We start from the raw sequence: 9523 nt of genomic DNA, 5'->3' as shown, positions 1-9523 counted from the left end.
TGCGTCAATGCGGGCACGGGCCTACGCCCGCCATCCCGCAAGCGTGTGCTTAAGCCTCGAACTCCCGGGCCACCGCCTTGACTACTTCGGAGACCCGACGAGCCGTCTTGCGGTCCGGGTAGCGGCCCTTGCGCAGCTCGGGTTGCACGGTGCTTTCCAGCAACGTGATCATGTCCTCGACCATGCCGTGCAGCTCGTCGGGGCTGTGCTTGTGCTCAGCGGGCACGTCGCGACGCGCCTTGGAGAGGCTGGGCGGTGGGTCGATCAGCTTCAGACTCAACGCCTGAGGTCCGCGGCGGCCGGAGGCGACTCCGAACTCCACCCGCTGCCCCGCTTTGAGCCCCTCGACACCCGCCGGCAACGCCGACGAACGGACATAGACGTCCTCGCCGTCCTCCTGCGACAAGAAGCCGAACCCCTTTTCGGGGTCGTACCACTTCACCTTGCCGGTCGGCACTGCTCTCACCTGCTTTGTCTGACGGATCGTTACTATGGGTAACAGAATGAAGCGTCCCGCTTGCGCAGGACGCAATGTGTTTTCCGATCCTACTCGGACGGCTGCGCGCGGAGCACCCCTGTTTACCCCTTACTCGGTAGGGTGGGATTACCGCTGGAGGAAAGATGCGCCTGATCCTGAACGTTATCTGGCTGGTGTTCGGTGGCCTCTGGATGGCCCTCGGCTACCTGGTCGCGGCGCTCATCAGTTTCCTCCTCATCATCACCATCCCGTTCGGCTTCGCGTCGCTGCGGATCGCGTCGTATGCGCTGTGGCCGTTCGGCCGGACGATCGTCGACAAGCCGAGTGCAGGGACTCTGACGCTGATCGGCAACGTCATCTGGGTGGTGCTGTTCGGGTTTTGGCTGGCGATCGGGCATCTGGCGAGCGCGGCGGCGATGGCGGTCACGATCGTCGGCATTCCGCTGGCGCTGGCTCAACTCAAGCTGATCCCGGTGTCGCTGTTGCCGCTGGGCAAAGAGATTGTTCCGGTCGGCTCATCGACCCGAATCGAACAGGTGCCTGCATGACGCTCACTGCATTGGGTGTCCCGACGGTGCGGCCGGCAAGCCAGCACGCCGCCGACCGCGAAATGCCGAGGCATGGGGCCTTGCTTGACACATTCGGCAGGGCCGCCACCGATCTGCGGGTGTCGCTGACCGACCGCTGCAACTTGCGCTGCAGTTACTGCATGCCGGCCGAAGGCCTGGAGTGGCTGCCTGGTGAGCAGTTGCTGCGGGCCGACGAGCTGACCCGGCTGATGAATATCGCCGTCACTCGGCTCGGTGTCACCAGCGTTCGGTTCACCGGCGGTGAGCCGCTGTTGGCCCGCCACCTTGAAGAGGTGGTGGCTGCGGCGGCCAGTCTGCGGCCCCGCCCGGAGATCTCGCTGACCACCAACGGCGTGGGGCTGGCGGGACGGGCCGCGGCTCTTGCCGCGGCGGGTCTGGACCGGGTCAACGTGTCGCTGGACAGCGTGAACCGCGACCATTTCACCGCGATCACCCGCCGGGACCGGCTCGCCGACGTAGTGGCCGGCCTGGCAGCCGCCGGTGCGGCGGGTCTGACGCCGGTCAAGGTGAACGCCGTCCTCGACCCCCACACCGGCCGCGACGACATCGTCGAGTTGTTGCATTTCTGCCTCGAACACGATTACCAGTTGCGGGTCATCGAACAGATGCCGTTGGACGCCGGACACGAGTGGCGCCGAGGCGCCGCGCTGAGCGCTGACGACGTCCTGGCGGCGCTGCGTCCGCACTTCCGGCTGCGGCCGGATCCGGCACCGCGCGGTTCGGCGCCGGCCGAACTCTGGCTCGTCGACTCGGGCCCGGATACGCCGTCCGGAAAGTTCGGCGTCATCGCGTCGGTGTCGCACGCCTTCTGTTCCACCTGTGATCGCACTCGGCTGACCGCCGACGGCCAAATCCGCAGCTGCCTGTTTTCCGCCGACGAGACCGACCTACGCGGCCTGCTGCGCCACGGGGCGGACGACGACGCGATCGAAGCGGCATGGCGCACCGCGATGTGGGCCAAGCCGGCCGGCCACGGCATCAACGATCCCAACTTCATCCAGCCGAAACGCCCGATGAGCGCGATCGGCGGCTAACAGATGGGTCAGGCGACCGGAATACGGGTGACCGTCCGATTCTTCGCGGCCGCGCAGGCGGCGGCGGGTACCGAGTCGGAGACGGTGGTGTTACGGCCCGGTGCCACGGTCGCCGAGTTGGTCGACGGCCTGGCCGCCCGGGGGTCCCGGCTCGCGACGGTGCTGCAGCGATCCTCTTACCTCTGCGACGGAGTAGCCGTGCGCGACGAGACCACAGCGTTGCAATCCGGCGACACCATCGATGTGCTACCGCCCTTCGCCGGCGGATGAAAATGTGAAATACCTCACGTAACGGAACGATAACGGCGCGGACACGCTCCGATTTCGGGTGCTAGTGACCTGCGCAAATCTCAAAGTTTCCTGGCGATTTATCAGCTGGATTCGGCGGAAACGCCAGGTTTCGCAAAAAGTGACGGGACCAACAGAACCCGCTAGCGTCTCCGGAGGCTCGCCAAGCTAACCCGTGGCGTTCCTCCCTCCCTATCGCGCCGAGCTCCATCCAATAGGCGGGGGATACCGACCGTGGATGGAGGCGGGGGACCCACCGGTCCACCGTGATCGAACCGGAGCCGACTGCGGCTCCTTGGGGTGAAGCCTGCGCGGTGTCCTTCGGGATACGGCGTAGGCCGGGTGGCCTCTCCCCCCGAACCCGACAGCTGACCTCGCAGGCGCGTGCAGAGAGGAATACCCGTTTTATGAGTGGACGACACCGTAAGCCCACTACATCTAGCGTCAGCGTCGCCAAAATTGCCGTCACCGGAGCAGTAATCGGTGGCGGCAGCATCGCTTTAGCCGCCCAAGCTGGCGCGGCCACGGACAGCGAATGGGACCGCGTCGCCAGTTGCGAGTCCGGTGGCAACTGGGCGATCAACACCGGTAACGGGTACCACGGCGGCCTGCAGTTCACCCAGGGCACCTGGGCATCGCACGGCGGCACCCAGTACGCCCCGTCGGCGCAGCTGGCCACCCGGGAACAGCAGATCGCGATCGCTGAGCGAGTGCTGGCGAGTCAGGGCCGAGGCGCCTGGCCGGTGTGTGGCCATGGGCTGTCGGGCCCGAGCCCCCGCAATGTCCTTCCGGAGCCGGCCGGGCTGAACGCGCCGCTGGACGCGCCCGGACTGAACGGTGAGCCCGCACCGCTGGCCGCCCCGCCTGCGGACGCGCCGCCGCCCGCCGAGCCGGCTCCGAAGGTGCAGCTGGCCGCCAGCGACCAAATCGCGCCTCCGGCTGACGCTCCTCCTCCGGCCGACGCACCGCCTCCGGCTGATGCGCCTCCTCCGGCTGACGCACCGGCTCCGGTCGACGCCGTGGCACCCGCGCCTCCGGCCGACGCACCGCCGCCAGCGGACGCACCGCCTCCGGCCGACGCACCCGCTCCGGTCGACGCCGTGGCACCCGCGCCTCCGGCCGACGCACCGCCGCCAGCGGACGCACCGCCTCCGGCCGATGCGCCAGAGCCGGCTCCCAAGACCGTCGACGTCGTTCTCGACGAGCCGCAGGAAGCCTCCACCGTCGGCTTCACCAGGAAGCTCTGGGAGGCCATCCAGACGCAGGACGTACACGGCAACGACGCGCTGGACGCGCTTGTTCAGCCGTCTATCGTCTGACGCTGCAAACCGGCTTAGGCCGAGCCCACCCACTCTTCGGTTCCATCGTCGAAGAACTGGTGCTTCCACACCGGCAGCCGCGCTTTGATCGTGTCCACCAGTTGGGCGCAGGTGGCGAACGCCGCCTGTCGATGGTCGGCGGCGACGGCTACCACCAGGGCCGCGTCACCGATCTGCAGGGCACCGATCCGGTGACTGGCCGCGACGGCGCGCACCCCGCTGGACTGCTCGGCGACCTCGGTCACCGCCTCGGCCAGGACCTGTGCGGCAGACGGGTGAGCGGAATACTCCAGCCTGGTCACTCCGCGTCCACCGTCGTGGTCACGGACCATTCCGTCGAAGCCGACGACGGCTCCGGCCGCTTGATGGCTCACCAGATCCTGGTGTTCGGCCAACGAGATTGGCCGCTCAGTCAGGGCGGCACGCAAGACCAGCGTCATCGCTGGTGATCTCCACCCGCAAGTTGATCGAGCGCATGGTCCAGCACATCGGCGAGCACGCTCAGGCCGTCGCGGACGCCGCCGGGTGAACCCGGCAGATTGACGATCAAGGTCCGGCCGGCCACGCCGCACACCCCGCGCGAGAGCACCGACGTCGGCACTTTCGGCAGACCGGAGCGACGGATCGCGTCCGCCAGCCCGGGGATCATGTAGTCGAGCACCGCCACCGTCTGCTCCGGTGTGCTGTCGCTGGGCGAGATCCCGGTGCCCCCGGAGGTGATGACCAGGTCGACGGCGGCGTCGACCGCGTCACCCAGCGCCTCCCCGACCGGGTTGCCGTCGGCCACAACCTGCGGCTCGGTTGGCGAAAAGCCGTGCTGTCCAAGCCATTCGGCGATGATAGGGCCGCATTTATCGGTATACACGCCGGTCGACGCGCGGGTCGAGGCAATGATGATGCTTGCGGTTCGGCCGCTCATGACGGTGTCCACGTTCCGTTACGGCCGCCTTCCTTGCGGAGCACTCGAACGTCGTCGATGCGAGCGGCCGGGTCAACCGCTTTGATCATGTCGTAGAGCGTCAGCGCCGCTATGCTGACCGCGGTCAACGCCTCCATCTCCACCCCGGTGCGATCGGTGCTGCGCACCGTCGCGGTGATCTCGATATCCGACTCGCCCACCGTGAAGTCGACGTCGACGCCGGTGAGTGCGAGTTGGTGGCACAGCGGGATCAGGTCGCTGGTGCGTTTGGCCGCCAGAATGCCCGCCACCCGCGCGGTAGCCAGGGCGTCACCCTTAGGCAGCCCGCCGGTGGAGATCAGCGCCAGTACCTCCGCGGTGGTGCGCAAGGCGCCCGCGGCAACGGCGGTGCGCCTGGTGGCTCCCTTCTCGGTGACATCGACCATGTGCGCCGCCCCCCGCTCATCCACGTGCGAGAGCGCGCCCGAGTGGGATTCGTCCGACGTACGGGCCTTTGACGCCCCAGAAACCCCAGATGCCCCTGCGGCCCCGGAGGAACCAGTGGCCCGAGCCATCCCGCCGACCTACCGATTGACGACGGTTACCGGGTGAAGATAGGGCAGGTCGTCGGACGGCAACGGGAACGTCAGTTCACCGAAGGGTGATAACGCGCCGGTGCGATCGGTCACCAGTTCGCTCACCGCGTGGTCGTCCGGATCCGTCGTCGGCCAGCCGTTGTCGACGTATTTGGTTTTGCGCTCGTCAGCCACGGGGTCCATTCTGACAGGTCCGGCAAGCGCACGCGGCGCATGTTCCCAAGCTGCGGCTCGGCTGCCGAACATGGGTGTCTGCCGACTCAATTACGCTGGTCAGCAATGACCGACAACAGCCCGCATATCCCGCTGGGTTCTTGGCTGGCCGAATTGCCCGACGAACGGCTGACCCGGCTCTTGGAGCTACGGCCCGACCTTGCGCAGCCGCCACCCGGCAGCATTGCCGCGCTCGCCGCGCGCGCTCAGGCCCGACAGTCGATCAAGGCCGCCACCGACGAGCTCGACTTCTTGCGGCTGGCGGTGCTGGACGCGCTGCTGGTGCTGCACGCGGACAGCACGCCGGTCCCGACCGCCAAGCTGCTCGCGCTGATCGGTGACCGCGCTCCGGAAACCGAGGTCGCCGACGCCCTGGACGACCTCAAGCACCGCGCCCTGGTCTGGGGCGAAGGCGCGGTCCGGGTTGCCGGCGACGCCGGCACGGGATTGCCCTGGCATCCGGGCCAGGTCACGCTCGAGGACATCTCGCAGACGGCGGAACAGATCGACGAACTCATCGAAGGGCTCGACGACGCCCAGCTGGACGTACTGAAGAAGTTGCTCGAGGGCTCCCCGATCGGGCGTACCCGCGATGCCGCGCCCGGCGCCCCGGCGGACCGGCCGGTGCCGCGGCTGCTCTCGATGGGTCTGCTGCGACGGGTCGACGCCGAGACGGTGATCCTGCCCCGTCACGTGGGACAGGTGCTGCGCGGGGAGTACCCCGGGCCGACCCAGCTGACCGCGCCCGATCCGGTGGTTTCGACCACCACGCCCGACGACGTCGACGCCACCGCAGCCGGTGCCGTCATCGATCTGCTGCGCGAGGTCGACGTACTCCTCGAAACACTCAGCACCGCACCGGTATCCGAGTTGCGCAGCGGAGGCATGGGGATTCGGGAAGTCAAGCGGCTGGCCAAGACGACGAGAATGGACGAGCCGCGGCTGGGTCTGATCCTCGAAATCGCGGCCACCGCCGGACTGATCGCCAGCGGCATGCCCGATCCGGAACCACCGCACGGGGATCCGCCCTATTGGGCGCCGACGGTGGCCGCCGACCGGTTCGCCGCGATGTCAGCTGCCCAACGGTGGCATTTGCTCGCCAGCAATTGGCTCGATTTGCCGGGCCGGCCGGCACTGATCGGCAGTCGCGGCCCAGACGCCAAACCCTATGGCGCCCTGTCGCATTCGCTGTACTCGACAGCGGCCCCGCTGGACCGCCGGCTGCTGCTGCGTATGCTTGCCGAGCTGCCCGCCGGCGCCGGAGTCGACGCAACCACGGCATCGGAGGCTTTGGTCTGGCGCCGCCCGCGCTGGGCCAGGCGACTGCAGCCAGGACCCGTCGCGGACCTAATGACCGAGGCCCACGCGCTGGGACTGGTTGGGCGCGGAGCGATCAGCGCGCCCGGCCGCGCACTGCTGGATGACGGCGTCGACCCCGGACCCGCGGTCGACGCGATGACGCGGGCGATGCCCCAACCGATCGACCACTTCCTGGTCCAGGCCGACCTGACCGTCGTGGTGCCCGGGCCGCTGCACCGCGATCTCGCCGACGACCTCGCCACGGTCGCCACTGTCGAATCCGCCGGCGCGGCGATGGTGTACCGGGTCAGCGAGCAGTCGATCCGGCGCGCCCTCGACATCGGCAAGACTCGCGACTGGATGCACGCGCTTTTCACCAAGCACTCGAAAACTCCTGTCCCGCAAGGGCTTACTTATCTCATCGACGATGCCGCGCGCCGGCATGGCCAGCTGCGCGTCGGCATGGCCGCTTCGTTTGTACGGTGCGAGGATCCGGCGCTGCTGGCTCAGGCCGTGGCTGCACCGGCCGCCGAAGAGCTGCAGCTGCGCGCGCTGGCGCCGACGGTGGCGGTCTCTCCCGCGCCGATATCTGAGGTACTGTCCGTGCTGCGCGGCGCCGGGTTCGCCCCGGCGGCCGAAGATTCCACCGGAGCCATCGTCGACGTCCGACCCCGCGGGGCGCGGGTGCCCACACCACAGCACCGTCGGCCATACCGCCCGCCGCCGCGGCCTGGCAGCGACACGCTCAACGCCGTCGTCGCGGTGATGCGGAAAGTCACCGGCGCGCCGTTCGGCAATATCCGCGTCGACCCAGCCGTGACGATGTCGCTTCTGCAGCGCGCGGCGCGCGACCAGGACACGTTGATGATCGGGTACCTCGACGCCGCGGGCGTGGCCACTCAGCGGGTGGTATCGCCGATCGCCATCCGGAACGGTCAGCTGGTGGCCTTCGATTCGGCGTCCGGCCGGCTGCGTGACTTCGCCATCCATCGCATCACATCGGTGATGTCGGTCGACGACTGAATAATGGGGGCACCACCCGCTTGCGGGAGAAAGGAGCGGCGCCATTGACTGACGGGCCGTTGATCGTGCAGTCCGACAAGACGGTGCTGCTCGAGGTCGACCACGAGCTGGCGGGTGCGGCGCGCGCCGCCATCGCGCCGTTCGCCGAGCTGGAACGCGCACCCGAACACGTGCACACCTACCGCATCACACCGCTGGCGCTGTGGAACGCCCGCGCCGCCGGCCATGACGCCGAGCAGGTCGTCGACGCGCTGGTGTCTTTCTCGCGCTACGCGGTACCCCAGCCGCTGCTGGTCGACGTCGTCGACACCATGGCGCGCTACGGCCGCCTGCAGCTGGTGAAGAATCCCGCGCACGGCCTGACGCTGGTGAGCCTGGATCGCGCGGTGCTCGAGGAAGTATTGCGCAACAAGAAGATCGCACCGATGCTGGGCGCCCGACTCGACGACGACACCGTCATCGTGCACCCCAGCGAACGCGGCCGCGTCAAACAGTTGCTGCTCAAGATCGGTTGGCCCGCTGAGGATCTCGCCGGCTACGTCGACGGTGAGGCACATCCGATCAGCCTGCATGAGGACGGCTGGAAGCTGCGCGACTATCAACAGCTGGCCACGGACTCGTTCTGGTCGGGCGGCTCGGGGGTCGTGGTTCTTCCGTGCGGCGCCGGGAAGACACTGGTCGGTGCTGCTGCGATGGCGAAAGCGCAAGCGACGACGTTGATTCTGGTCACCAATATCGTCGCGGCGCGGCAATGGAAGCGCGAGCTGGTCGCGCGTACCTCGTTGACCGAGGAAGAGGTCGGCGAGTACTCCGGAGAGCGCAAGGAGATTCGACCCGTCACGATTTCGACGTATCAGATGATCACTCGCCGTACCAAAGGCGAATACCGGCATCTGGAGCTTTTCGACAGCCGCGACTGGGGGCTGATCATTTACGACGAGGTGCATCTGCTGCCGGCACCGGTGTTCCGGATGACCGCCGACCTGCAATCCAAACGGCGGCTGGGCCTGACCGCCACGTTGATCCGCGAAGACGGCCGCGAGGGTGACGTATTCTCCCTGATCGGTCCGAAACGCTACGACGCGCCGTGGAAAGACATTGAGGCGCAAGGCTGGATCGCACCGGCAGAGTGCGTGGAAGTCCGAGTCACGATGACCGACAACGAGCGGATGATGTATGCCACCGCGGAGCCCGAGGAGCGCTACCGGCTGTGCTCGACGGTTCACACCAAAATCGCTGTGGTCAAGTCGATTCTGCAGAATCATCCCGACGAGCAAACCCTGGTGATCGGCGCCTACCTGGATCAGCTTGACGAACTGGGCGCCGAGCTGGATGCCCCGGTGATCCAGGGTTCGACGCGGACCAGCGAACGCGAAGCACTGTTTGACGCTTTCCGTCGCGGCGAAATCACCAGACTGGTGGTGTCCAAGGTGGCCAACTTCTCTATCGACCTACCGGAAGCCGCAGTGGCGGTTCAGGTTTCGGGAACATTCGGATCGCGTCAGGAGGAGGCCCAACGGCTGGGCCGGCTGCTGCGGCCCAAGGCCGACGGCGGCGGCGCCGTCTTCTACTCCGTGGTGGCCCGCGACAGCCTGGACGCCGAGTACGCCGCGCACCGACAGCGGTTCTTGGCCGAGCAGGGCTACGGCTACATCATCCGCGACGCCGACGACCTGTTGGGCCCGGCAATCTAGGGCGCGAGTAACAAGGCGAGCAGACGCAGAATCGCCCAAAATGCCCCGATTTTGGGCGATTCTGCGTCTCCTCGCGCTACAGCGGGCTCGC

The 9523-nt window shown here is 67.7% G+C and carries 11 protein-coding genes and 1 riboswitch; of the genes, 6 read left to right on the top strand and 5 right to left on the bottom strand.

Features of this window, described 5'->3' with window-relative positions:
- Positions 1–49: 49 nt before the first annotated feature.
- Complete coding sequence (locus AC5Y21_RS11660) at positions 50–457, bottom strand: cold-shock protein (RefSeq protein ID WP_499912373.1); 408 nt, start codon at positions 455–457, stop codon at positions 50–52.
- Positions 458–621: 164 nt separating this feature from the next.
- Between AC5Y21_RS11660 and AC5Y21_RS11655 the strand changes: the two genes are divergently transcribed.
- The 4 genes from AC5Y21_RS11655 (at position 622) to AC5Y21_RS11640 (ending at position 3709) form a co-directional block, all read left to right on the top strand.
- Entirely contained in the window at positions 622–1026 is a 405-nt protein-coding gene (locus tag AC5Y21_RS11655) for a YccF domain-containing protein (RefSeq protein WP_499912371.1), read from the top strand.
- The gene (gene moaA / locus AC5Y21_RS11650; RefSeq protein ID WP_499912368.1) at positions 1023–2102 is read left to right on the top strand and encodes a GTP 3',8-cyclase MoaA; all 1080 of its coding nucleotides are present in this window, start codon (positions 1023–1025) and stop codon (positions 2100–2102) included. The genes AC5Y21_RS11655 and moaA overlap by 4 nt, the downstream gene beginning before the upstream one ends.
- Before the next feature lie 3 nt (positions 2103–2105).
- Entirely contained in the window at positions 2106–2372 is a 267-nt protein-coding gene (locus AC5Y21_RS11645) for a MoaD/ThiS family protein (protein WP_499912366.1), read from the top strand.
- Between the two features lie 206 nt (positions 2373–2578).
- Positions 2579–2789, top strand: a riboswitch (cyclic di-AMP (ydaO/yuaA leader).
- An 8-nt stretch (positions 2790–2797) separates the two neighbouring features.
- A complete protein-coding gene (locus AC5Y21_RS11640; RefSeq protein WP_499912364.1) occupies positions 2798–3709 on the top strand; it encodes a transglycosylase family protein in 912 nt (303 codons plus the stop codon).
- 14 nt (positions 3710–3723) lie between these two features.
- Here the strand turns inward: AC5Y21_RS11640 and AC5Y21_RS11635 are convergent, their stop codons facing one another.
- The 4 genes from AC5Y21_RS11635 to AC5Y21_RS11620 are packed head-to-tail and all read right to left on the bottom strand — an operon-like array spanning position 3724 to position 5386.
- Positions 3724–4149 carry a molybdenum cofactor biosynthesis protein MoaE gene (locus tag AC5Y21_RS11635; RefSeq protein WP_499912362.1) on the bottom strand — a complete coding sequence of 142 codons (426 nt, stop codon included), beginning with the start codon at positions 4147–4149 and terminating at the stop codon, positions 3724–3726.
- Positions 4146–4628 carry a MogA/MoaB family molybdenum cofactor biosynthesis protein gene (locus AC5Y21_RS11630; protein WP_499912360.1) on the bottom strand — a complete coding sequence of 161 codons (483 nt, stop codon included), beginning with the start codon at positions 4626–4628 and terminating at the stop codon, positions 4146–4148. The genes AC5Y21_RS11635 and AC5Y21_RS11630 overlap by 4 nt, the downstream gene beginning before the upstream one ends.
- Complete coding sequence (moaC, locus tag AC5Y21_RS11625) at positions 4625–5182, bottom strand: cyclic pyranopterin monophosphate synthase MoaC (protein ID WP_499912358.1); 558 nt, start codon at positions 5180–5182, stop codon at positions 4625–4627. The genes AC5Y21_RS11630 and moaC overlap by 4 nt, the downstream gene beginning before the upstream one ends.
- 9 nt (positions 5183–5191) lie before the next feature.
- Positions 5192–5386, bottom strand: coding sequence for a hypothetical protein (locus AC5Y21_RS11620; RefSeq protein ID WP_499912356.1), 195 nt, complete (start codon positions 5384–5386; stop codon positions 5192–5194).
- Positions 5387–5482: 96 nt separating this feature from the next.
- Here AC5Y21_RS11620 and AC5Y21_RS11615 point away from each other — a divergent pair, with 96 nt between their 5' ends.
- Positions 5483–7738 carry a helicase-associated domain-containing protein gene (locus AC5Y21_RS11615; RefSeq protein WP_499912354.1) on the top strand — a complete coding sequence of 752 codons (2256 nt, stop codon included), beginning with the start codon at positions 5483–5485 and terminating at the stop codon, positions 7736–7738.
- A 44-nt stretch (positions 7739–7782) separates the two neighbouring features.
- Positions 7783–9432: a DNA repair helicase XPB gene (locus AC5Y21_RS11610; RefSeq protein WP_499912353.1), complete on the top strand. Its 1650-nt coding sequence runs from the start codon at positions 7783–7785 to the stop codon at positions 9430–9432.
- Positions 9433–9523: the final 91 nt, after the last annotated feature.

It is taken from the genome of Mycobacterium sp. NGS41 (assembly GCF_059812725.1).
This window is presented reverse-complemented; position numbering and strand designations above follow the sequence as displayed.

Excerpts from the sequence above, each read along its gene's own strand:
- AC5Y21_RS11655 (WP_499912371.1), top strand. The coding sequence starts at position 622 with ATGCGCCTGATCCTGAACGTTATCTGGCTGGTGTTCGGTGGCCTCTGG.
- moaA (WP_499912368.1), top strand. The coding sequence starts at position 1,023 with ATGACGCTCACTGCATTGGGTGTCCCGACGGTGCGGCCGGCAAGCCAG.
- AC5Y21_RS11645 (WP_499912366.1), top strand. The coding sequence starts at position 2,106 with ATGGGTCAGGCGACCGGAATACGGGTGACCGTCCGATTCTTCGCGGCC.
- AC5Y21_RS11640 (WP_499912364.1), top strand. The coding sequence starts at position 2,798 with ATGAGTGGACGACACCGTAAGCCCACTACATCTAGCGTCAGCGTCGCC.
- AC5Y21_RS11635 (WP_499912362.1), bottom strand. The coding sequence starts at position 4,149 with ATGACGCTGGTCTTGCGTGCCGCCCTGACTGAGCGGCCAATCTCGTTG.
- AC5Y21_RS11630 (WP_499912360.1), bottom strand. The coding sequence starts at position 4,628 with ATGAGCGGCCGAACCGCAAGCATCATCATTGCCTCGACCCGCGCGTCG.
- moaC (WP_499912358.1), bottom strand. The coding sequence starts at position 5,182 with ATGGCTCGGGCCACTGGTTCCTCCGGGGCCGCAGGGGCATCTGGGGTT.
- AC5Y21_RS11620 (WP_499912356.1), bottom strand. The coding sequence starts at position 5,386 with ATGGACCCCGTGGCTGACGAGCGCAAAACCAAATACGTCGACAACGGC.
- AC5Y21_RS11615 (WP_499912354.1), top strand. The coding sequence starts at position 5,483 with ATGACCGACAACAGCCCGCATATCCCGCTGGGTTCTTGGCTGGCCGAA.